The sequence below is a fragment of the Maribacter litoralis genome, assembly GCF_003075045.1.
Taxonomy (GTDB): Bacteria; Bacteroidota; Bacteroidia; order Flavobacteriales; family Flavobacteriaceae; genus Maribacter; species Maribacter litoralis.
This window is the reverse complement of the sequence record NZ_QCZD01000003.1, coordinates 188,043-211,799: the sequence shown is the minus strand read 5'-3', so window position 1 is coordinate 211,799 and position 23,757 is coordinate 188,043. Positions and strand designations below refer to the sequence as shown.

General features: G+C 36.1%; 22 protein-coding genes. 6 read left to right on the top strand and 16 right to left on the bottom strand.

Annotation, left to right across the window (positions count from 1 at the left end):
* Positions 1–2 precede the first annotated feature (2 nt).
* Positions 3–1,535, top strand: a complete 1,533-nt coding sequence (locus DCS95_RS12420; protein WP_116771114.1) for a peptide MFS transporter — start codon at positions 3–5, stop codon at positions 1,533–1,535.
* A 6-nt stretch (positions 1,536–1,541) separates the two neighbouring features.
* Here DCS95_RS12420 and DCS95_RS12415 read toward each other — a convergent pair whose 3' ends face one another.
* The 5 genes from DCS95_RS12415 to surE form a co-directional block, all read right to left on the bottom strand.
* Entirely contained in the window at positions 1,542–3,554 is a 2,013-nt protein-coding gene (locus tag DCS95_RS12415; protein WP_116771113.1) for a ComEC/Rec2 family competence protein, read from the bottom strand.
* Position 3,555: 1 nt separating this feature from the next.
* Positions 3,556–4,122 (bottom strand): C40 family peptidase, encoded by a 567-nt coding sequence (locus tag DCS95_RS12410; protein ID WP_116771112.1) that lies wholly within the window; start codon positions 4,120–4,122, stop codon positions 3,556–3,558.
* A 68-nt stretch (positions 4,123–4,190) separates the two neighbouring features.
* Entirely contained in the window at positions 4,191–5,312 is a 1,122-nt protein-coding gene (lpxB, locus tag DCS95_RS12405) for a lipid-A-disaccharide synthase (protein ID WP_116771111.1), read from the bottom strand.
* Between the two features lies 1 nt (position 5,313).
* On the bottom strand, positions 5,314–5,598 hold the full coding sequence (locus tag DCS95_RS12400; protein WP_116771110.1) for a hypothetical protein: 285 nt from the start codon (positions 5,596–5,598) through the stop codon (positions 5,314–5,316).
* A gap of 31 nt (positions 5,599–5,629) precedes the next feature.
* Entirely contained in the window at positions 5,630–6,403 is a 774-nt protein-coding gene (gene surE, locus DCS95_RS12395; RefSeq protein WP_116771109.1) for a 5'/3'-nucleotidase SurE, read from the bottom strand.
* A gap of 190 nt (positions 6,404–6,593) precedes the next feature.
* Between surE and DCS95_RS12390 the strand changes: the two genes are divergently transcribed.
* Complete coding sequence (locus DCS95_RS12390; protein WP_116771709.1) at positions 6,594–8,735, top strand: carboxy terminal-processing peptidase; 2,142 nt, start codon at positions 6,594–6,596, stop codon at positions 8,733–8,735.
* 63 nt (positions 8,736–8,798) lie between these two features.
* Here the strand turns inward: DCS95_RS12390 and DCS95_RS12385 are convergent, their stop codons facing one another.
* The 3 genes from DCS95_RS12385 to msrB form a co-directional block, all read right to left on the bottom strand.
* A complete protein-coding gene (locus DCS95_RS12385; RefSeq protein WP_116771108.1) occupies positions 8,799–9,206 on the bottom strand; it encodes a DoxX family protein in 408 nt (135 codons plus the stop codon).
* A 128-nt stretch (positions 9,207–9,334) separates the two neighbouring features.
* Positions 9,335–9,877 (bottom strand): peptide-methionine (S)-S-oxide reductase MsrA, encoded by a 543-nt coding sequence (gene msrA / locus DCS95_RS12380; protein WP_116771107.1) that lies wholly within the window; start codon positions 9,875–9,877, stop codon positions 9,335–9,337.
* Entirely contained in the window at positions 9,870–10,328 is a 459-nt protein-coding gene (gene msrB, locus DCS95_RS12375) for a peptide-methionine (R)-S-oxide reductase MsrB (RefSeq protein ID WP_116771106.1), read from the bottom strand. The genes msrA and msrB overlap by 8 nt, the downstream gene beginning before the upstream one ends.
* Positions 10,329–10,419: 91 nt before the next feature.
* Here msrB and DCS95_RS12370 point away from each other — a divergent pair, with 91 nt between their 5' ends.
* Positions 10,420–11,232, top strand: coding sequence for a DNA/RNA non-specific endonuclease (locus DCS95_RS12370; protein ID WP_116771105.1), 813 nt, complete (start codon positions 10,420–10,422; stop codon positions 11,230–11,232).
* Here DCS95_RS12370 and rodA read toward each other — a convergent pair.
* The 8 genes from rodA to DCS95_RS12330 form a co-directional block, all read right to left on the bottom strand.
* Complete coding sequence (gene rodA / locus DCS95_RS12365; protein ID WP_407658172.1) at positions 11,229–12,518, bottom strand: rod shape-determining protein RodA; 1,290 nt, start codon at positions 12,516–12,518, stop codon at positions 11,229–11,231. The two genes, DCS95_RS12370 and rodA, sit on opposite strands and share 4 nt — an antisense overlap.
* Positions 12,502–14,370, bottom strand: coding sequence for a penicillin-binding protein 2 (gene mrdA, locus DCS95_RS12360; protein WP_116771104.1), 1,869 nt, complete (start codon positions 14,368–14,370; stop codon positions 12,502–12,504). Before mrdA ends, rodA begins: the two co-directional genes overlap by 17 nt.
* Complete coding sequence (mreD, locus tag DCS95_RS12355) at positions 14,367–14,876, bottom strand: rod shape-determining protein MreD (protein ID WP_116771103.1); 510 nt, start codon at positions 14,874–14,876, stop codon at positions 14,367–14,369. The genes mrdA and mreD overlap by 4 nt, the downstream gene beginning before the upstream one ends.
* The gene (gene mreC, locus DCS95_RS12350) at positions 14,866–15,690 is read right to left on the bottom strand and encodes a rod shape-determining protein MreC (RefSeq protein ID WP_116771102.1); all 825 of its coding nucleotides are present in this window, start codon (positions 15,688–15,690) and stop codon (positions 14,866–14,868) included. Before mreC ends, mreD begins: the two co-directional genes overlap by 11 nt.
* A 172-nt stretch (positions 15,691–15,862) precedes the next feature.
* Complete coding sequence (locus DCS95_RS12345) at positions 15,863–16,891, bottom strand: rod shape-determining protein (RefSeq protein ID WP_027066022.1); 1,029 nt, start codon at positions 16,889–16,891, stop codon at positions 15,863–15,865.
* Positions 16,892–16,947: 56 nt separating this feature from the next.
* Positions 16,948–18,480, bottom strand: a complete 1,533-nt coding sequence (gene purH, locus DCS95_RS12340) for a bifunctional phosphoribosylaminoimidazolecarboxamide formyltransferase/IMP cyclohydrolase (protein ID WP_116771101.1) — start codon at positions 18,478–18,480, stop codon at positions 16,948–16,950.
* A gap of 92 nt (positions 18,481–18,572) precedes the next feature.
* The gene (locus DCS95_RS12335; protein ID WP_116771100.1) at positions 18,573–19,022 is read right to left on the bottom strand and encodes a GAF domain-containing protein; all 450 of its coding nucleotides are present in this window, start codon (positions 19,020–19,022) and stop codon (positions 18,573–18,575) included.
* A gap of 113 nt (positions 19,023–19,135) precedes the next feature.
* Entirely contained in the window at positions 19,136–20,236 is a 1,101-nt protein-coding gene (locus tag DCS95_RS12330) for a hypothetical protein (RefSeq protein WP_116771099.1), read from the bottom strand.
* A 188-nt stretch (positions 20,237–20,424) separates the two neighbouring features.
* Here DCS95_RS12330 and DCS95_RS12325 point away from each other — a divergent pair, with 188 nt between their 5' ends.
* The 3 genes from DCS95_RS12325 (at position 20,425) to DCS95_RS12315 (ending at position 23,696) form a co-directional block, all read left to right on the top strand.
* Positions 20,425–20,841, top strand: a complete 417-nt coding sequence (locus DCS95_RS12325) for an HYC_CC_PP family protein (protein WP_244178452.1) — start codon at positions 20,425–20,427, stop codon at positions 20,839–20,841.
* Between the two features lie 227 nt (positions 20,842–21,068).
* Complete coding sequence (locus DCS95_RS12320; protein WP_116771098.1) at positions 21,069–23,306, top strand: TonB-dependent receptor plug domain-containing protein; 2,238 nt, start codon at positions 21,069–21,071, stop codon at positions 23,304–23,306.
* Positions 23,307–23,330: 24 nt separating this feature from the next.
* Positions 23,331–23,696 carry a heavy-metal-associated domain-containing protein gene (locus DCS95_RS12315; RefSeq protein ID WP_116771706.1) on the top strand — a complete coding sequence of 122 codons (366 nt, stop codon included), beginning with the start codon at positions 23,331–23,333 and terminating at the stop codon, positions 23,694–23,696.
* Positions 23,697–23,757 lie beyond the last annotated feature (61 nt).

Here is a 23,757-nt window from a genome sequence, read left to right as displayed (position 1 = left end):
ATATGACTGAAAGTACTGAGTTCTCAGACCAAAAACAGGTTTTTGGGCACCCACAGGGTTTATTTTATTTATTTTTTGCAGAATTATGGGAGCGTTTTAGCTTTTACGGAATGCGTGCACTGCTCACGCTCTACATGATCGACGTAATTTTTCAAGCATTGGCAGAAAGAGATTATGCAACTGCCGCAGTTTACTCATCATATGGCTCTTTAGTATATGCCTCTACCGTAATTGGAGGTAAATTATCCGACAAGATTTTAGGAATGCGTAACTCTATTTTTTTAGGAGGTATTCTTATGTCCATAGGTCACTTTGTTTTGGCAATAGAAGATAATATGGCCTTCTTCTTGGCCTTATCTCTTATAATTGTGGGTAATGGATTTTTTAAGCCTAACATTTCTACCTTCGTTGGTACTTTGTACGAGAAAGGCGATCCTAAAAAAGATTCAGGGTTCACCATATTTTACATGGGAATTAATATTGGTGGATGGGTTGCTCCGTTACTATGTGGATGGCTAGCTGCAACATATGGCTGGCACTATGGTTTTGGCTTGGCAGGTATTGGTATGTTAACAGGTTTGATCGTATTTTGGAGAGGTATTCAAAACAATGTGTTCGGGAATAGAGGTCTGCCTCCAAATGAGCATGTTTTGGAAAGAAAAGTACTTGGTGTAAAGCAAGGAATTCTTGTACCGGTTTTAGCAGTATTGTCAGCGCCGTTAATTGCTTTGTTATTGTCTTCCTATAAGGCTATAGCAACAGAAGGTATGTTTGCCGATCAGAATATTGTCAATGTTATTTTTACCGGAATAGGTATTGCAGTTCTAGCATACTTGGCGTACGAAATGTTCAAGGCAAATATTAAAGAAAGAAAAGAGTTGTTCGTAGCTGTTTTGCTAACATTTTTCATGACTATCTTTTGGGGTTTCCATGAACTATCGGGTAGTGTAATTACATTGTTTGCTGCTAGAAATATTGATTTAGACGGTATTATGTCCGCTGCACAGACCAATTCACTGAATTCGATGTTCATTATAATATTGGCTATTCCTATTTCAATGATGTGGACATGGTTGAGCAAGAAAAACTGGAACCCTAGAACACCGTATAAATTCGGATTAGGATTGCTTTTTGCAGGTATAAGTTTCTACGTTTTGGCTATAAGTGGAGGAAGTGCCAATGACAATGGTTTTGTACCGTTCACATACTTATTGTTAATGTATTTCTTACTGTCGGTGGGGGAGTTGTTTATGTCTCCTGTTGGGTTGTCCAAAATGACCGATTTAGCTCCTGCTAGATTAATTGCCTTTATTATGGGGGTATGGTTCTTATCCTCTGCCTTTGCGTTCCAAATTGTTGGTTTCATAGGAAAACAATTGGCAATAGAAAGTACCGATAAAAATGTAGGTGGATTTGAAACCTTAACAGTATATACAGATGGTTTTTTACTAATTGCCAAGTACGCTATTGGTGCTGGGTTAATTGTACTTGTGGCATCACCGCTCATTAAAAAATTAATGGGCAAGGTGCATTAAGATATTTTATTCTAAATAATAAGCTCCCTTTTCACCTGTATAGTGGAAAGGGATTTTATTTTTTATACAGGTTGCTTTCCATCGGTCAACATAACTATTGTAGTTGCTACCATCTACGATGATTTCGCTGGGTTTAATACTATCTATTAACCGGTCTAAGTTAATTTTGGGAGATTGTGTAAGAAGTATTTTATGGGAAGGAGATGGCGGGTAAATACCAGTGCTATCAATTATTATCAGAGGTTCATCTTTAAAAAGATAGCTGTTCTTTAAAGTGTCAAAACGAATTGTACGTACACGTTCTGCCGTAGTATATCCTGTAATGAGATAATTCGTTTGATTGTTACCATCATTCAAGATAGATAGGTTTTTTCCGTTTCTATTTAAAATATTTCGTTCTTTGGTTTTATGTAGTACAATAGCTTCTATTTTTTCATTGGCTTCATATTCTTGATATATGGTATATCCTTGAAAACAAATAATACAGGTAAAGAACAGTAGCAAACGTTTATAATTAAATTTAGCCCAAAGTTCAAGTCCCAATACTATTACGGTAAATGAGAGAATCAATTGAATAAAATCGAAAGGGATAGCTTTAAAAATAAAACTTTCTTGTTGTGCCACCCATGCAATAAGAGAATTCATTAACCAGATAATATCATTATATATCAATGCTATTTGTGATGGTAGCCAGTTTATGAGGGAGAGAAAAATTACCAAAATACCCATTCCAAGAATCAGGCCTAAAGCGGGTACGATAACCAAATTAGAGATAAAGAAAAGACCGGGAAATTGATGAAAATAGAATAAACTTATTGGCAGAACCCCAAGTTGGGCGGCAATGCTTACACACAGTAATTGCCAAAAATATCGAACTATTTTATTCTTCGGATACCATATGTTTTTCAATAAAGGGAAAATCCAAAGTATGGCGAAAACCGCAGCATAGCTCATTTGAAAACCAACCTGAAATAATAAATTGGGGTCAATAAATAATAGGATGAAAAGAATCGATAATGCCAGAATGTTAAAGGTGTTGCTAGGTCTATTTAAGTATAGTGCATAGGCTACAAATGTGAACATGGTAGTAGCGCGTATAATACTGGCAGAGAGCCCTGCCAAAAATGCAAACCCCCATAATAGTATCACTGATAGCAACAAAATAATTGTTCTGCCTTTGGGTAATTGTTTTATAGGGCTTAACAAAAATTGTATTAATAATAGTAGTATACCAATGTGCAACCCAGAAACGGCTAAAATATGTATAGCTCCGGCTTTTTGGTAATTAGTATAGTTCTCTTGCGATATTTCTGATCGTTGCCCTAATAATAGGGCTTGAATTACACCTAGTTCATCCTGCCCAAAATTTTCATTTTTTAGTTTGGCGATGATATGGTTTCGCGCCTTGGCGGCAATGCCTTTTAAAGAGGTTTTAGCGGTTGGAGTAATTGTAAATTGCCTAGGTTTTATTCTCATTTGATGATAAATGCCTAAACTTTTCAAGTAATTTTTATAATCGAATTGATGTGGATTTAAAGGTGACTCAATAATTTCTATTTTGGAATAAGTCATTATTTCGTCATCTATTTCTAAACTGGCAATAGATGAGTCATTCGGTATACTAATTAAGATTGTACCGTTTGTTGGGTGCGTACCAATACTTTTAACCGTGGCGTAGTACCGCGAAGAATACTGGGTTGGTTTTAAAACTTCTTTGATTTTTAAGTTCCGAATGTCATAATCTGAGAAAGTACGTTTGGTATAATGATCTTCATGATTGATAGGTTGGGCATTAGTATAGCTGTAAGTGCCTATGGATACAAACAATATGGCGGAAACTATTCCGAATAAAATCGATTTCGTATTCTTTTCAAACAAAAAGATTGCCGCGAGGACAAGAAAAAGAACGATGATGAATATCTGTAGATACTGTAAGTTGAACGTAAAAAAATAACCTAATAAAATTCCAAGAATGAGTAAAAGCGTTAATCTAATAGGAATAAACGCTAAGAGCTTCATGTTATAAAATTCTTGTAGCCTTTACAAATGCTTGGTTCCAGAAACCGTCTCTTAACGAAGAAACGGTAACACCACGTGATGTTGATGCGTGAATAAAAGTAATTTCATCATTATCTGTATCCACCACCATACCAACATGATTAATACGTTTAGATCCTCTGGTAGTCTTAAAAAATAACAGATCTCCCTTCTCAATATGCTTAACCGCTACTCTATGGCCTTCTTCCGCCATATGAAAAGAGGTACGTGGTAATTGAACATCATGCTCCCCAAAAGAAACATATAAAAGTCCAGAACAGTCCATCCCTTTTCTAGTGGTACCTCCAAATTTATATCGAGTTCCCGCAAATGAAAGTGCGGTATTGATAATTTCGTCAGCTTTGGTATTGGCAGTCTTAGTTGTTGTAACTCTGCGTGTATCTGTATTAGAAGGTTGCGTTGTGTTACCTGTTCGTTCATTATTTGCGGCAGCAACAGATATTGTTCTTTCTTTATCAGAACTAGTACTCTTTTTAGCCCCACAGCTGGCTAAAAAGCAAATAATAAGAAAGAATGGCAGTTTACGCATATAAAAAGGTGTACACTATAGTACGAGTAACTTCAAAATTATAGAATTATTTTCTAAAATATATAAACCTAAGCACTTTTGGCATTTTCAATGATCAACGTGGCAGCATTCGAACTAGCTCCAGAACCCCCTAATTTTGCAATAAGCTCATTATAAGATGATAGTTGTTCAGTTCTTTCTTTGCCATTCAAGATAGAGGCAAGTTCCTTTTTTAAATTTTGTTTGGTAAAATCGTCTTGTATCAGTTCTTTAACGACTTCTTTTTGCATAATCAGGTTGACCAAAGAAATATATTCTAGTGTAATAATACGTTTTGCAATTTGATAAGAGATCCAATTAGCTTTATAACAAACTACCTGTGGCACTTTGAACAGGGCTGTTTCTAGTGTGGCCGTACCACTAGTAACAAGGGCGGCTTTAGATACCGAAAGCAAATCATAAGTTTTGTTTTGAATGAATTTTACATTGGCATCATTTAAAAACGTATCGTAAAAATCCTTTTCAAGACTAGGCGCACCTGCAATAACAAATTCATGGTCCGCAAAATCATTAGTAAGTGAAAGCATTAAGCTAAGCATTTTTTGAACCTCTTGCTTTCTGCTTCCGGGTAGTAAGGCAATAATAGGTTTTTTCGGGTCGAGATTATTTTGAGACCTAAAATCACTTTCGTTTAATACCGGCCTATTGGCAATAGCATCCAGTAAAGGATGGCCCACAAAGTGTACTGGGTAATTATGTTTCTTTTGGTAAAATTCTTTCTCAAAAGGCAGAATAACGTACATGTGGTCAATTGTAGCTTTGATTTTTTCTATTCTACCTTCCCTTGATGCCCATATTTGCGGAGATATATAATAATTGGTTAAGAAATTATGCTCTTTTGCCCATTTGGCGATGCGTAAATTAAATCCCGAATAGTCAATAAAAATAATGGCATCAGGTTTAAATGCTGCAATATCGTGCTTACAGAACTTTATGTTTTTAAAAATGGCGTTCAGGTTCATGATCACCTCTAGGAACCCCATAAAAGCTAACTCTTTATAGTGTTTTACCAATGTTCCGCCAGCTTGCTGCATTAAGTCTCCGCCCCAACATCTTATCTCGGCATCATTGTCTTGTTCAATGATCGCTTTAATTAGGTTGGATCCATGTAGGTCACCCGAGGCTTCACCGGCAATAATGTAGTATTTCATTCTAGAAGATTTTATAATATAAGATTATAAAAGCGGTTAAAATGGTGGCAATCAATACACCTTTTGCCCTATGGTCTCTTTTAATTTTTAAAAACCCGAAAAAGGCAATTAAGTTGAGAATGGCACCTAAAGCTAAAAGACTACCAATATGTTCTTGTGCAACGGCTGCTTCAAAAGTTTCGGTTATACTTAAATCGGAAAATAAAAGAATGTATAATAATGTGCCAATGGTGTTAGCAATTAGACCTACTATAAAACCGATTATAATTTCTTTTTTGGTATTCATTTAAAGTGTTTCTTCTAAATAATTTTATACGTTAAAGACTCCAAGTATTTAATTCTTGAATAACATGGTGCGCTGTTAAATCAAATTGAGTGGGTACTACAGAGATATAGCCGTTTGCCAATGCCCATTCATCTGTATCTTCTCCTTTGTCCAAAAGCTCAAACTCTCCCGTAAGCCAATAATAATCTTTGCCCATTGGGTTGGTGCGCTTATCAAATTTTTCTTTCCAATTAGCTTTTGCCTGTCTACAGATTTTAATTCCCTTGATATCCTTCTTTTCAAGTTTCGGAATATTGACATTTAAAACCGTTCTTTTAGGAATTCCATTTTCCAAGGCTTGTGTAACTATGGTAGCAATATAATCTTGTGCATGGGTAAAATCGGCATCCCAATTATAATCGCAAAGAGAGAACCCGATTGCAGGAATACCTTCAATACCGGCTTCTATAGCTGCACTCATAGTACCAGAATAAATAACGTTTATAGAAGAGTTGGCCCCGTGGTTGATACCGCTAACACAGATATCGGGTTTTTTTGGCAGTAGTTCTTGTAATGCCAACTTCACACAATCAGCGGGTGTGCCACTACAGCTATATTCATCAATATCGTCATTGTCAAGGTCTATTCTCATTTTTTTTGAAAATAGGGCGGTATCTAAGGTGATGGCATGGCCCATACCAGATTGCGGACTATCTGGTGCAACCACCACAACATCTCCAATTTTTTTCATGATGGTAATCAACATGCGTAACCCTGGTGCGGTTATACCATCATCGTTGGTAACTAAAATCAATGGTTTTTCCATAGCGTATACTTTCTGTAGTAAAAATACGTTTTTAAATATGATATGTTCCGTTGGCCGTTTAACAAAAAATTAATTCCAACCCCATTAAATGGCATGGTTTTTTCTTTACCTTAGAGGTTTAAGTGGCTTTTACTGCTACTGTAAACCCTCAAATTCGGAGATATTGAAAAGGAAAGTAAAAGATAATTTTATGAAAAGAAATTTAGCCTACGTACTGTTATTGATGTTAGCGGCAGTGGCATCGTGCAGTTTTACCAATAAGAATTTTGAAAATGATGACAAGGATAAATTGTTGTTAGATTTAATAACCTATGTACTTGAAAAAGGGCATTATGAGCCTAAATCTCTAAATGATGATTTTTCGGTACATGTATTTGAAGACTTCATAGATGTTATTGATCCCACCAAAAGATATTTTTTAGCTTCGGATATTGCGGAGTTTGAAAAGTATAAATATCAAATTGATGATGAGATTAAGAATACCGATATCACTTTCTTTAATGTAGTGCATGAAAGATTGATACAGCGTATGAACGATGCGAAGGAAATTTATAAAGAGGTTTTAGAAACACCTTTTGATTATTCTGAAAATGAAAGCATCAGTATAAAATATGATGAAGAACCTTTTGCCGCTAATAGAGAAGAGCTTAAAGAACGTTGGAGAAAGCAATTGAAGTATGCAACCTTGGGTACTTACGACTCTAAGATTTCTAAAATAGAGAATGGTGAAGTAGATGGTGTAGAAGGGGATGATAGTAAAGTGGCAAAGACTCCAAAAGAAGCCGAAGAGGCGTCAAGAAAGTCAACAGAAGCAACGTTAGATGAGTTTTTTGATTTTGTTGGTGATTTAGAACGTAAAGATTGGTTTGTACAATATATTAATACAATTGTAGACGAGTTTGATCCACATACATTTTACTTTGCTCCAGAAGAAAAAGAAAAATTCGATACCAGCATGTCTGGTAAGTTTGAAGGTATTGGGGCAAGACTTCAGAAAAAACCTGAAGGTGCAAAAATCGTTGAAATCATTTCTGGCGGACCAGTTTGGAGAGATCAACGATTAGAAGTAGGTGACGAAATTATAAAAGTTGGTCAAAATGGAGAAGAGCCTATCAATATTGTTGGTATGCGTTTAGACGATGCAATTAAATTGATAAAAGGAGCTCAAGGTACTGTAGTAGACCTTACGGTAAGAAAAGTAGATGGTTCTCTAGATGTGGTTTCATTGACAAGAGATGTAGTTGAATTGGAAGAGTCTTATGCAAAATCTGCAAATATTATTAAAGGTCAAGAAAAATTCGGAATCATTAATTTGCCGAAATTCTATGTTGATTTTAATGATTATAGTGAAAGAAATGCAGCTACCGATGTTGCAAAAGAAGTTGAACGTTTAAAGGATGAAGGCATGGAAGGCCTAATTCTTGATTTACGTGATAATGGAGGTGGATCATTAAAAACGGTTGTTGAAATGGCAGGTCTTTTCATAAAAGATGGTCCTATTGTTCAAGTTCGTTCTAAGGATAAGGGTAAAGACGTATATGATGATAAAGATGAAAGAATACAGTGGGATGGTCCATTGGTAATTCTTGTAAACGAATTATCGGCTTCTGCTAGTGAGATTTTGGCAGCTGCTATGCAAGATTACAAAAGAGCTGTTGTAATTGGTAGCAAACAAACTTTTGGTAAAGGTACCGTACAGAACGTTATACCATTGAACAATATGTTGCGTAGTAATGAGCATGGCGATTTGGGTGCAATTAAAATCACTACTCAGAAGTTCTATAGAATAAACGGTGGATCTACCCAGTTAGAAGGTGTAAAGAGTGACATTATTGTTCCAGATAGATATAGTTATATTGATTTAGGAGAAAGAGATCAATCCAATCCGTTAGGTTGGGACAAAATTACCCCAGCGGATTATAAGCCTTGGGATGGTTATATCGATTATGAGAAAACGATTGCCGATAGTAAAAAACGTATGGCAAACAGTCCTCAAATTAAGTTGATCGAAGAAAACGCCAAATGGTTAAAGGCCGAGCAGGACGAAACAGAAATTTCTTTGAATTATGATACGTATAAAGAAGAGAAAATCAAGGATAAAGAACAATCTGATTATTTCAAAAAGTTAACCGATTATGATTCTAAACTTACCTTTCAATCTTTAGGTTATGAGGAAGAATTGTTTACCAAAGATTCTGTCTTACGTGAAAAACGTAATAGATGGCATAAGAATTTGGCAAAGGATGTTTATGTAGAAGAAGCGGTAAATGTTTTAGAAGATTTAAAGATGAACAACATTAAGCAAGGTAAACTAGCTAGTGTAAAAAATTAATAAAGTATTGTAAATACAAAAAGCCGCTACATGAAATTGTAGCGGCTTTTTTGTTGATTTGAGTTAGATATATTTAACGAATTCTGGCTTGCCAAATGCTTCTAGTTCATTATTCGTGTTTCGTATTTTTCTACTTTGAATATAGGTTACGAACAATAGTACAATACATACTACGGCAGAAGCACCATTACCATCTTTTATAGCTAAATGAGCCAAAGCGCCAAGTGTATAGTTCATGAAAAAGCCTGCATATACCCATTCTAATACCCAGTGAGATTTGTTTATTAAAATCATTGCTAAGCCTATAAACTGGCAAACGCCTAAAACGTATATAAGATATGTTGGGTAACCAAGTTTTGAGAATGTATCAGCAACTGTCTCAAAATTTATGATGGAGTTGATTATGGATCCGATTACGGCTATGCTAAAAAGACCTAAAGCAATATAATAGAATGTTTTTTGAGATTTCATAATAAGTAGGTTTTAAGATTATTATGACCCAAAAATAAATTCACCTATGAATCTTTAAAGATTTCATAGGTGAATGGAAAATTGATATAGATGAATTGAATTTCGTTAAAGGTAGACCGAAATGCAATTTATGATAATAGTTTATCGGCGTGTAACTGTCTAAGTTTGGTCAATTTCGGATTTATGACCACTTGGCAATACCCTTGTTCAGAATTGTTCTTGTAATAATCTTGGTGATAATCTTCTGCGTCATAGAATATACCTAATGGACTTAATTCTGTTACAATAGGCTTGTCGTAAACCACTTGCATTTCATCAAGTACTATTTTTGCTTTCTTCTGTTGTTCGTCATCGTGGTAGAAAATAACGGATCTATACTGAGTGCCGGCATCAGCACCCTGTCTATTGAGTGAAGTTGGGTCGTGTGTGGTCATAAAGATGATAAGAATATCTTCATAAGTAATGATGGATGGGTCAAAAGTAACCTGAACCACCTCTGCATGACCGGTTAGGCCTGAACAGATTTCTCTATAGGTGGGTCTTCCAGGAGCTTTTCCACCAGTATATCCAGATACCACGTTGTGAATACCTTTTACCTCTTGAAATACCGCTTCTGTACACCAAAAGCAGCCACCACCAACAGTTGCAATTTCTAGATTTGTGTTATCCATGAGTTTCCTCTTTTTCTAATTGCATAGATTCAGAATTTATACAGTAGCGTAATCCGCTTGGTTCCGGTCCGTCGGGGAAAACATGACCCAAATGGGCATCGCAAGTATTACACATTACCTCTACTCGTATCATACCATAAGACGTATCCTTATGATACTTTATGGCGTTTTCTTTTATGGGTTGCGTAAAACTTGGCCACCCCGTACCAGATTCAAACTTTATGGTAGAATCGAATAAAGAGGTGCCACAACAAATACATTCATATTTGCCGGCATCGTGTACTGTGCATAATGCTCCGGAATGCGGTGCTTCCGTACCTTTTTTACGGGTAACTCTAAATTGCTCAGGTGTTAGAATTTCTTTCCATTCCTGTTCTGTTTTTTCAACCCGTCTGTCGGGCTTTGGGTTACCATTCACTGAAAAATGAATAACATCTTTCCAAGTTAACATCATAATTATCCTTTCGTTTAGACTTTATAATACTGGTTTTATTGGTCGGTAAAATGCCTTAGTTCTTACAAAATTACGGTAATTTTGGCGCATGGCATACCGTAAAAAAAATAGCACTATTTATAGTATTCTAATTCTTGTGTGTATTGTAGGCTTTTGGTTGTTTGAAAATTTTTATACTCCGGCTACCTATTCAAATAACGATAATGAAGTTGGTTCTAATAATTTTCCAAAAGAACTACTGCCCGAGTCTACGACCGGTGAAATTGTAAATCATTCTTTTTTTACCTTATCGTATAATGAACCTTTTGAACAAGCGGAGTGGGTAGCCTACGTTCTCGATAAAAGCCATTTAACCTATGACGACAGAAAGCGACCCTATTTTATAGAAGATCCATACGTATCTTCCAAGTCTGCGGATTGGCGTAATTATAAAGGGTCTGGGTATGATCGTGGTCATTTAGTGCCGGCGGGTGATCGCAGGTTTTCATTGCAGGCATACAATGAAACCTTTTATACAAGTAATATAAGTCCGCAAGATAGAGAGTTCAATTCCGGTATTTGGAACGACTTAGAGCAACAAACAAGGCGTTGGGCAAAGCAATACGGTACTTTGTATATATTTACTGGCGGAGTGCTCGAAAGTAGCTTAGAAGAAATAGGAGATGAAGATGTTGATGTTCCCAATACATTCTATAAAATAATAGTTAGAAAGAAGGGTGATAAGATTTATAGCCTTTCCTTTTTGATACCGAATAAGCCTCAATTTACATCGCTTAGAAATTTTGTCGTTTCGGTAGACGATATTGAACAGGCTACAGGAATCGATTTTTTTAATCAATTGCCAAAAGAGAAGCAAAAGGTTTTTGAAGGAAGTAAAAATACTGTGGGTTGGAAGTTTTAATAACCTTCTTTTAGTCTGTTGGTATCTAGTCTCAAGAAAATAAACAATAGAATTGTAAAGAATAGTAGCCCAGAGCCACCATAACTAAAGAAAGGTAGCGGAATACCAATGGTTGGTAGAATACCTATTACCATGCCAATATTTATAAAATAGTGAATAAGTAAGATTGATATTACGCCATAACCGTACATTCTGGCAAAGGCATTCTTCTGCCGTTCGGCCAATGAAATCAATCTTAAAAATAAAACCGAGAATAAAATGATCACGGTTGAGGTACCTAAAAATCCCCATTCTTCACCAACGGTACTAAATATATAATCGGTGTCTTGTTCAGGTACAAAATCTCCCTTGGTACGGGTACCTTCAAGAAATCCTTTTCCCCATCGCCCACCAGATTCAATAGCTTTTTCAGATTGATAGGTGTTGTATCCAATAGACTTTCTAATTTGCTCTAGCTTTTTAGGGTCTTTTTCAAGTCTTAGCCAAAGACTAAAACGATCTCTATGGCGTTGTTCGAACACATTGTTGAATACAAAATTTACCGACAGGGAAAATAGTATTACAGCGGCAAAGGTAAGCCCAAGAGGTATAACCGGAATTTTAAAGGTTTTTCTTTTAAGGGCGAACAATATAATGGTAAGTAATACAAGCCCAATAATAAGCCAAACTGTACCGAACATTAGTGTTGTAACAAATACGAGTATTAAACTTAATACTACAACTAAATAATATAGCGGTAAACCTTCCCTGAAAATTACAAATATCAAGGCAAAGAATACCAGGGCACTACCGGGATCTGGTTGAGGTATGATTAATAGAGCGGGTACAATGATGATCATTAGGGCGTAGAATTGATCTTTTCTCCTTTTAATATCGGTTTGTATATCGCTTAAATATTTTGCAAGTGCTAGCGCTGTAGTTACTTTGGCCAACTCTGAAGGTTGTAGGTTAAAAAAACCAAGGTCGTACCAAGAAGTTGCGCCTGCAATGGTCTTACCGAATACGAATAAGCCAAGTAATGAAACCATTGAAATGAGGTAGAACAAGCTAGAAAACCTTTCGTAAAAGTTAACCTCCAAGGCGAGGATTACGACAATAGTAACTAAGCTGACGCCAATAAAAAACAGTTGCTTGCCATATCTGGTACTAATATCAAAAATGGAGCTGCTATCATCGGTAAATGTGCTGGAGTAGATATTTACCCAACCTATGAGTACCAGTGCTAAATAGATAAAAACACTTAGCCAATCTATTCTTTTAAGTATACTTCTACCAGACACGCTCATTTATTTTGAACTCTTCCCCACTGTAGGGTTTCGCGTATTCAGCTTCTAATGTTTTCTCAAGCATTCTCTTTTCAAGGGTCTTCAATGTGATTTCACCTTTAAGGTATTTTTCAATCATTAAAGTAGCGATATGACCAGCATATCTAGATCCAAAATATCCGTTTTCAATATAAACGGCGATGGCGATTTTAGGGTCATCTACAGGTGCAAATGCTACAAAAACCGAGTGATCTGTTAATTGTGTACGTACCCCGTTAATTTTAGTAAAATTTTCTGCGGTACCGGTTTTGCCAGCAACTTCAATTCCGGGTATTTGTAACCATCTTGCAGTTCCACTTTTATATACATCGGCCATACCCTGTACCACTGGTTCAAAATGTTTTTTATCAATTGTAGTATGTTTGGCCTCTGTAAATTTAGGCTCTGTAATATCTTTCCCTTCAATTTTCTTTAAGATGTGAGGGGTAAAGTAATGCCCTCTGTTAGCAATAGCTGCGGTCATATTCGCCAATTGAACAGGTGTTGCCAATATTTCGCCTTGTCCGATAGAGTTGGAAATAATATAAGAAGAGCTCCATCTATTATCGCCATACCACTTATCATAGTATTCTTTACTGGGAATACGGCCTTTTTGACCAAAAGGTAAATCGTATCCTAAATAATCGCCCAGACCAAAGCTACGCATGTGCTTTTCCCAAACGTCCATGCCTTCATCGGTAGTTTCGAATTTTTCGAATATTTTTCTGAATGCACCCGCGAAATAAGCATTACATGATTGTGAAATTCCACTGTTCAGGTTTCGTAAGCCACCACCACAGTGACAGCCTCTTTTTTTTCTGCCCACATAAAATCCGTGATAACACTGTATAGTAGTATTTTCATCTAAAACACCTTCTTGTAATGCAATAAGGGCATTTAGTGTTTTAAAAGGAGAGCCCGGTGGTTGTTGTGCGTGAATAGATCTGTCCCAAGTTGGGTTTGCTATTGTATCATTATAAAGTTTGGTATAATTTTTTGAACGTTCTCTTCCGACCAATAATGCTGGATCATAGGTTGGTCCGGAAATCATGGAGAGAATTTCACCGGTAGCGGGTTCAATAGCTACAATACCACCTCTTTTACCGTGCATTAAGGTTTCGCCATACTCCTGAAGTGTTTTATCAATAGTAATGCTGATTTGCTTTCCTTGTTCAGGTAAAGTATCTAAAGCACCGTTTTTGTACGGACCAATATCTCTATTAAACCTATCTTTCTGAATATACTGTACACCTTTTCTGCCTCTCAACAAATCTTCATAATAACGCTCTACACCAGTTCTGCCCTTGAGCTCACCTTGAACGTAGTATTTGTTAACGGCAAGGTCACCTTCGTTAACCTCACTAATATAGCCAAGTACATTTGCTGCGCTTGGAGTGTCATAATAGCGTAAAGATCTTTTTTGAATATAGAAGCCTTTATACTTTCGCATTTTCTCCTGTAGCTTGGCATAGTCTTCTTTGGAGAGTTGTGGTACTAAAACTGAAGGAAGACGAGGGGAATAAACCCTAGCTTTTCTTAGTTTTTGAATGAATTTCTCTTTGTCGATACCCAATAATCCACAGAATTCTAAAGTGTCTAAAGGTTTTACTTCCCTTGGGATAACCATAACGTCATAGGCAGGATCATTACCTACCAATAACTCACCATTACGGTCATAGATATAACCACGTTCAGGATAATCATAAATTGCCTTAATAGCAGGGTCATCTAAAACCTGATCTGCAGAAAAACTGAATATTTGCAAATAGGATAGCCTTCCCAAAAAGGTAATTGCTATGACAATGATTATAGTTGATAAAAGAATTTTTCTCATTCTTTTTTAGAGCTGAATAACGTACTGAACAAAATGGCTAATATCAATGTGGAAATACCCACTACTACTGTTTTCTGCAAAATTAACAAGCTGTTCGAAAAGCTGAAAATTTCTAAAGTGAAGTATACCAAGTGATGTATTATAATCAATAACGCTAAAAACGTAAATTGTTGTGCCTTTGTGCTATTGTTTAACTTAAAACTTTGAAATTCATAATTGACACCAAAAACAAAACGCATAATGGTTGGTCTAAGATAAGCTATGGTTACTGTAGCTGCGGCGTTTATGGCAAGTGTATCAGAAAATGTGTCTACGCAAAGTCCTAAGAAAAAGCATAGTATTATAAAAGTAGTTCTATTTTGTTTAATAGGATACCAGTAAAGGAAAAGAATATAAACAAGAGGGTTTATATAGCCAAAGAAATTCAGTTTATTAAAAACCAGTACTTGTACCAGCACCAATAAAATAAATCGGAGCACAATTAAAAAAGACGTACTATTGATCATTGGCTTCTGTTTCTGCTTCTAATTCTAAAACTTCCTTACGGTGTAAATTTCTAATAATATATACATTGCCAATATTGGTCATATCATTGAACAGTTCTACGTTAATAAAATAGAAACTTTTAGAATTGTCCAAGTCAAAACTCTTAATGGTTCCAATAGGTATGTTCTCTGGGAAAATACTGCTCATTGCGCCCGTAACTATGGTGTCGCCTATGGTTAATGGAACTAATCTCGGTATATCTATAAGCTGAACTACATTGTAGTCGGTGGTGTTTTCCCAGACCAAAGACCCAAAGTGATTGGAATTTTTGATTTTGGCATTTATGGTAGACTTATCACTTAAAATACTTTGAACGGTCGCAAAATTGTTCGATGTATTTTCTACAATGCCAAGAATACCTTTATCGGTAATAACCCCCATATCTTGGGCAATACTGTCATTTTTGCCCTTGTTGATAGTTATATAATTACGCTGATCGGCATAGCTGTTATTGATGACACGCCCCCTTGTTACTTCATAATCTACCGAAGTGGAATCTATTGTAGACGAGGGTAGTAATACGTTATTGAATAGCCTATCTCTAAGTCGCTTATTTTCTTCAACGAGTCTTTTGTTTTCTTCCCTTAGACCAAAATAGGAAGTTATATTATCTGAAAATGTATAAATGCTTCCGGTGATGTAGTTAGAAGAGTTTAAAAATTTAGATTGGTGGTATGAGTGCGACTGAAAGGTAAAAATGAAAGAAATAAAGAGCAAAAAAAGGTATAGCAAGAAAATCTTATACCTAATTAAAAAATTTATGATCTGCTGCATTCACCTCTAAATTTTTACTCTATAATCGAGATTTAAAATTAACTGTTATAAGCTAAGTTCTTTCAAGATTTAACTTGAAAATTCATCATTTAATGACTTATAAATGGATCTTGAACTTTGCTAAAGGATGTTTACCATGAAGTTAAAAAGTTATTCTTTAAAAAAGAACTTCTTACTTGATCAATATACTTTTATAACGTTCTAGATTTTTTAAGGCAATACCTGTACCGCGAACAACTGCACGTAACGGATCTTCTGCGATATACACAGGTAAATCGGTTTTCTGAGACAATCTTCTATCAAGTCCGCGTAGCATAGAACCACCACCTGCAAGATATATACCTGTATTGTAAATATCGGCAGCCAATTCTGGTGGCGTCTGAGATAAGGTTTCCATTACCGCATCTTCTACACGTAATATAGATTTATCCAAGGCTTTAGCTATCTCTCTATAAGAAATCTGAACCTGTTTTGGTTTTCCGGTTAAAAGATCACGACCCTGTACAGATTTTTCATCTGGTGGAGATTGAAGATCTTCTGTTGCAGAACCAATTTCTATCTTAATTGCTTCAGCCGTACTTTCACCAACGTAAAGGTTGTGCTGTGTACGCATGTAATAAATAATATCATTTGTGAAAACATCACCTGCAATCTTTACAGATTTGTCACAAACAATACCTCCAAGGGCAATTACGGCAATTTCAGTGGTACCACCACCTATATCAACGATCATGTTACCTTTTGGTTGCATAATGTCTAGGCCGATACCAATAGCTGCCGCCATTGGTTCGTGGATCAAATACACCTCTTTACCATTAACACGTTCTGCAGATTCTTTTACCGCACGCATTTCCACTTCTGTAATTCCACTTGGTATACAAATTACCAAGCGCAATGCTGGAGGAAACCATTTCTTCTTTAATGCAGGAATGTTCTTAATGAACATCATCAACATTTTTTCGGAAGCATCAAAATCTGCAATTACACCATCTTTCAATGGTCTAATGGTCTTTATATTTTCATGGGTCTTTCCTTGCATCATGTTGGCTTCTTTACCAACTGCAATAATTTTGCCGCTAATTCTATCTCTGGCAACAATTGACGGACTGTCAACAACTACCTTGTCGTTGTGAATTATAAGGGTGTTCGCTGTACCTAAATCTATAGCTATTTCCTCGGTCAAGAAATCAAAAAATCCCATATGTGATGTTTAAATTTTAGATAAAAGGGTGTATTTCATCGACAAAAGTAATGAAATTAATGCTTGAAATGACGTGTACCTGTCATCACCATTGAAATTTTGTGTTCGTTGCAATAATCTATACTTAATTGGTCTTTGATTGATCCGCCAGGTTGTATTACACTGGTGATCCCGGCTTTGTCCGCAATTTCCACACAGTCAGGGAAAGGGAAGAAAGCATCACTTGCCATAACCGCACCTTTAAGGTCGAAATTAAATGATTGCGCTTTGTGTATTGCCTGGTTTAATGCATCGACTCTACTGGTCTGTCCGGTACCGCTTGCACAAAGTTGTTTGTTTTTGGCTAAAACAATGGTGTTGGATTTTGTATGCTTGCAAAGTTTAGAAGCAAAAATTAAATCTTCTAACTCTTGATCTGTTGGCTTTGTATCTGTTGCATTGGTCAAATCTGCAACCGTATCTGTTTTATGGTCTTTTTCTTGAAGCAACATACCGTTTAAGCAAGTTCTTACTTGCATTTCTGGCATTTCAACTTCATTTTGAATTAGGATGATTCTGTTTTTCTTACCTTTTAAGATTTCCAATGCTTCTGCATTGTAGCTTGGTGCTATAACAACCTCACAGAACAATTTGTGAATTTCCTCTGCGGTAGCCTTATCAATTTCTTTGTTGCTGATAAGAACACCGCCAAATGCAGATACGGGATCACCGGCCAAAGCGTCAACATAAGCTTGGTGTAATGTGTCTCTTTGTGCCAATCCACAAGCATTGTTGTGCTTTAGAATTGCAAAAGTGGGTGCGTCGTTCTTAAATTCTAGCATTAGGTTTACTGCTGCATCAACATCTAATAGATTGTTGTATGATAGTTCTTTACCGTGCAGTTTAGAGAACATAGCATCAAAATCGCCAAAGAAGAATCCTTTTTGATGAGGATTTTCTCCATAGCGTAATACCTTACCAGAAGTTTCGCTGATTTTTAAAGAAGCTAAATCGTGATTCTGGTTGAAGTAGTTGAATATAGCAGTATCGTAGTGAGAGGAAACATTGAATGATTTAGCGGCAAAACGCTTTCTGTCCTCTAAGCTGATATTTCCGTTATCTGCAGATATAACCTCAAGAAAATCTGCATAATCTTCCATTGAAGAAACACAGGTTACATCTTTAAAGTTTTTGGCTGCTGCACGTATTAGGGAAATACCTCCTATGTCGATTTTTTCAATGATATCTTGTTCTGGTGCACCACTAGCTACTGTTTTTTCAAACGGATATAGGTCAACAATAACGATGTCTATCTGTGGAATTTCAAACTCGGCCAATTGGGCAACATCACTTTCGTTGTCTTGTCTGTTTAAAATACCACCAAATACTTTTGGGTGTAAAGTTTTTACTCTTCCTCCTAAAATAGAAGGGTAGCTTGTTACGTCTTCTACGGGAACAACGTCAATTCCTAAGTCAGTTATGAATTTTTCGGTTCCTCCGGTGGAGTAAATAGTGATTCCTAATTCTTGAAATTTTCTTACTATTGGCTCTAATCCGTCTTTATGAAAAACTGAAATTAAGGCTGAAGACGCTTTTTTTACACTGCTCATTGTATGATGCTTAAATGTTTTTAATAAGCAAGCAAAAGTAATTTTTTTGCAGTTATAAAATGAGCTAGTTTATCAACAAAAAGGCTAAAGTTTTAAAGAATTTTGGCTACTTCAAAATTTACGAATTCTAAAAAGGTCTCATCTGCCTTGGTAAAAGGGTCGGGAGTATTAGAATCAATGTCTATTTGACCAATATTTTCGCCGTTTAAAAATAGAGGTACAACTATTTCTGATTTTACGGTAATACTACAGGCAATGTAGTTGTCTTGCGCCTGTACATCTGGCACCACAAAATTTTCATTACTTTCGGCTACTTGTCCGCAAATGCCTTTTCCGAAAGGAATTATGGTATGGTCAGTTGGGGCACCTGCATACTGCCCAAGTTTTAGTTCTCTTTTGTCTCCATTTTTAAAATAAAAGCCTACCCAGTCATAGTGAGGTATTTCAGCTTTTAGAAGTTCACAAATGGCTAGCATTTTGGCATCTGGAGTTTTGTTTGAATCTATTATGGAACTTACTTGAGGGCGAAGTGCTTCGAACATTACTTTTTTTTACAAAAATACATATTGTTGTAATGTGACGGTGTGTGCTAAAACAAAAAAAAGAGAATGTTTTTAAACATCCTCTTTTTAAATCTAAAAATTATGATTTGCCATTATGGTTGGATCTTAACATCGAATTCAATGAAATCGTTATTGTTAAAACCTGGTTCAATGGCGGTAATTTTAATTAGGCCTTTTTTGCCGTAGTTATCAACGAACTCTACAATATCACCTACACTTAGGTTGGTTATGTTTTGCGAGCTTGAGCTTGCAATGAAGTCTAATTCACTATTTAGGGTGATAGCATCAAAAGCGGCAACATCTATAGTTGTTGAACTTGCAAAGAACATTTGGTTCAATGTTTCTGTTTCTGCATTTTCTTCGTCTGCGCCAGGTTGAAGTCCTTCTACTGCAAATCCAAAAGAATTATCATATTGTTCCGTAGAAGCAAAAGAAGCGTAATCACCAGCAGAATTACCAGAAGCTCCGTAGTAGTATCCAAAATCCCAAAATGCTCTAAACTCAGGGCCTACATTAATTCTATAAACGGTTTCGTTCAATAGCGAAAAGAAAGATTCTGTTGTTCCATCTTGTGCCGGGGCAAATAGTTTTATATCTGCAAATTCCCTAACGGCAGCAACAGGATTGGTGCCCGTACCTACTGTAACCGTAATTTGACCCACACCTAAAGCCAATCTTTTTGAGCTATCTCTAAAGTCACCTTTTCCGGTAGTTGTCCAGAAGGAATATACAATCTCTCCATTTTCAATATCTGGCACTGGAAGAGGAAAAGAAAAATCGATTTCTTTCTTAGTGGCGCCATCTAAGTCAATAGAACCATCGGCTTTTAAAGCTTTGGTTAAATCATCACTTACCAAATCAAAAGAACTAAAAGGCATTTCTCCTTGTCCTAAATAATTTTGGGTAATGTACATTCTACGTTGTGTGGTAGCGTCTGAAGTAAAAATAACTCTACCGGTAACATTCGTGCCGGCTTCTCCGCTAGCAGAGGCTGTTGTAATATTTGAAGAAGGAACAGCTTCGTTAAAAACTATTGTTGCCACTTCTGGCTCATCAGCGTCATCGGTGCCGTCATCTCCTGTAGTGTCATCTGGTAATGGAGTATCAAAAATTGATCCGTCGTCAGAACTACAGCTCCCTATAAAAAGAGCGATAGAGCATATTAAAAATGCGTGTCTTACATGTTTTTTCATGATTTTAAATTTAGTTAATGGTTATAATGTTAATGTGTTTAACATTTTTAACTTAAAAAGCGATGTAATCGTATAATTGGTGTTCGGTTTTTTCGATTTTAGCACGGTTTGCATAGAGAACACTACGTGATATCGTTAAAAAAGTGGATTTTAAACATTGGAAATTTATAATTGTTAACTTTGCAACAATGAAAAATTTGCTACATAGGGTTTTTTCAATTACGATGGCTTTGCTATTGTTGCTGTCTACGGTTTCGTGGACTGTTGAAAAACATTTGTGCATGGGGCGGGTAATGGATGTCGCCTTATTTACCCATGCAGAAGATTGTGGTATGAAAGCCGGTTTGTCTTTATTGGGTGATGATGCAGCAGAAGTAAAGAAAACATGCTGTGACGATGAAGCTTTTACTTTGCAAGGGCAAGACGATTTATCTAATCATAAATCGGATTTAGATTATTCTCAACAACTATTTTTATACTCCTTTACAACTGCTTACTTAGGCTTGTTTGTTGATATTGCAGAAAAGGAAATTCTTCATAATTTTTATCCTCCACCAATACTGATAAAGGATTTAAATATTCTTAATCAAGTATTTCTAATTTGATTTAAAGCGATTGTGTCATTGGGTTGTACAATACGATAAATCAAGGCTGTCCTTTTTAAACTTATATAGGAATTTATTTTACAAGCACTTATATGTGCTGTAATATCTGATTAGTTCATTTTCAGGGTTTGGATTTTTTTTCGATTGTAAATCATTGGCAAAGAGTTAAAAACACTTACGTGCTTTCTTGATTTTTAAAATTATTTACTTAGATCGAATAAAAAATAATGAATAAATATATAATTATACTTGTAATGGCAATGCTGCCCCTTTTTGGCTTTTCGCAAGAAAAAGTAGAGGGTGTGGTGTTAGATTCTGAAGGTGCAAATGCTTTAGGATTATCTGGTGCCAGCGTTTACTGGCAAGACTCCCAAACGGGTGTGGTCACTAATTTTGACGGTGAATTTTCTATTCCGTATACAAAGGAATTCAATACATTAATAATTAGTTATATAGGGTTTCAATCGGATACCTTAACGATTAATGAGCCTAAAACTATCCGAATTGCTTTGAAATCATCGAATGAATTAGATGAGGTGGTTGTACAGCAAAAGCGTGATGCTATACAGAAGACCTATTTTAGTCCACAGAATGTGATAACCGTAAATAGCGATGAACTGTTAAAGGCGGCTTGCTGTAATTTGGCGGAAAGCTTTGAAACGAATCCGGCGATTGATGTAAATCTTTCAGACGGATTAACAGGTACAAAACAAATCGAAATGCTGGGTTTAACCAGTCCATATTTATTGATAACCCAAGAGAATATCCCTATGGTTCGCGGGGCATCACAGGCATACGGACTAACGTTTACACCGGGTACGTGGATAGAAAGTATTCAAATTACAAAAGGAGCGGGTAGTGTGGTTAATGGCTATGAAAGTATCTCTGGTCAAATCAATACCGAACTAGTAAAACCTTTAACCGATAAAGCTGTTTTTGTAAATGGTTATGCCAATCAAAATGGCCGTTATGAATTAAATACACATTTCAATAGAAAGTTAACCGACAAGTGGAGTACAGGTTTGTATATTCATGGAAATAAGCGGACGCAAAAAGAAGATAATAACAACGACGGATTTTTAGATGCCCCTTTGGCAAATCAATTAAATGTGATGAACCGCTGGCAATATCAAGACGTTGAAAAAGGATGGGTAAGTTTCTTTAATGTTCGTTTTCTAAACGATGAAAAACAAGTGGGTCAAGTAGATTTTAATCCCGATACGGATAAGTTTACCACTAACGCCTGGGGTAGTGAAATTGATACCCGTCGTTTTGATACCTCTTTAAAACTGGGCTATGTTTTTCCAGAATTACCCTTTCAAAGCTTAGGGTTTCAGACATCGTATAGTTTGCATAAACAAGACTCTTATTTTGGGTTTAGAACCTATGATATCAACCACGAGAGTCTTTATAGTAACCTGATATTTAATTCCATTATTGGAGACACCAGAAATAAATTTAAAACCGGAATTACTTTTGCCTATGACGGTTATGATGAAATGGTATCTTCGACGGATTATTCTAGGGTAGATAGGTCTGTGGGTGCTTTTATGGAGTATAGTTACGAGAATTTAGAGAAAGTGAGCCTTACTGCAGGTTTGCGAGTAGATAATCATAATAGATTGGGAACTTTTGTTACGCCTAGATTTCATATTAGGTATACCCCCTGGGAGAATGGGAGTTTGCGAGGCTCTTTCGGTAGAGGTAAAAGAGCTGCTAATATTTTTGCCGAGAATCAGCAATTATTTGGCTCTGCCAGAACAATCAATATTGCAAGTACAGATGGTGAGGTTTATGGTTTAGAGCCAGAAGATGCCTGGAACTATGGAGTTAGCTTTTTACAAGGATTTAATTTTTTGAATAAAAAAGGGGATATTACCTTAGATTACTACATCACCGATTTTAAAAATCAAGTAGTCGTAGATTGGGAAAACCCTCAAGAAGTTTCTTTTTATAACTTAGATGGTGACAGTAGTGCCAAAAGTTTTCAAGTTGAGATGAATTATGAGTTGTTAAGTAGGTTGAATTTAAGAACGTCATATAAATTCTATGATGTTTCAACAGATTATAATAGCGGAAACCTTCAAAAACCCTTACTGGCACAACATAGATTTTTTGTTAATTTAGGATATGAAACAGAGGCTAAGGAGAATGGGTCGCAATGGAAGTTCGATTATACTTTACATAGAGTAGGAGAGAAACGATTGCCAGATACAACTAGTAGTCCCGAGCAATATCGGTTAGGGGAATATTCGTCACCTTACAGCCTTATGAATGCTCAAATAACCAAAGTATTTTCAAAAAATGTAGAGGTATATTTAGGTGGTGAAAACCTATCTGAAGTACAACAAGACAACCCTGTTTTAGGAGCTAATGATCCTTTTGGTCCAAATTTTGATACAACAATAGTGTTCGCTCCCATTATGGGGAGAATGTTTTATGCGGGCTTCAGATTTAAAATTTAATACATGATAATAAATACAGATATAATGAAAACAACGATTTTATCAATTGCAATGATGTTGATTGCCGTAGTTACCTATGCGCAAGACAAGAACAAGAAAATGACTTTTGATGTAAATGGTAGATGCGCAATGTGCAAAGAGCGAATTGAGGAAGCTGCCTTAAACGTAAAAGGAGTGAAGTACGCAAATTGGAGTATACCTACACATCAATTGGATATTATAATGGATGAGCGTAAGACCGATGCCATGAAGATCAAAACGGCTATAGTTGCGGTCGGTCATGATACCAAAGAACTAAAGGCAACAGAGGAAGCTTATAATAGTGTTCATCCATGTTGCAGGTATAGAGAAGACAATTCCGATGATGGTATGCATCATGGTAATGAGTAGTAAAACTCTGTGCTTCAGTGCGATTATGGATTAATATGGGTTGGAGAAATATTATAGTTAA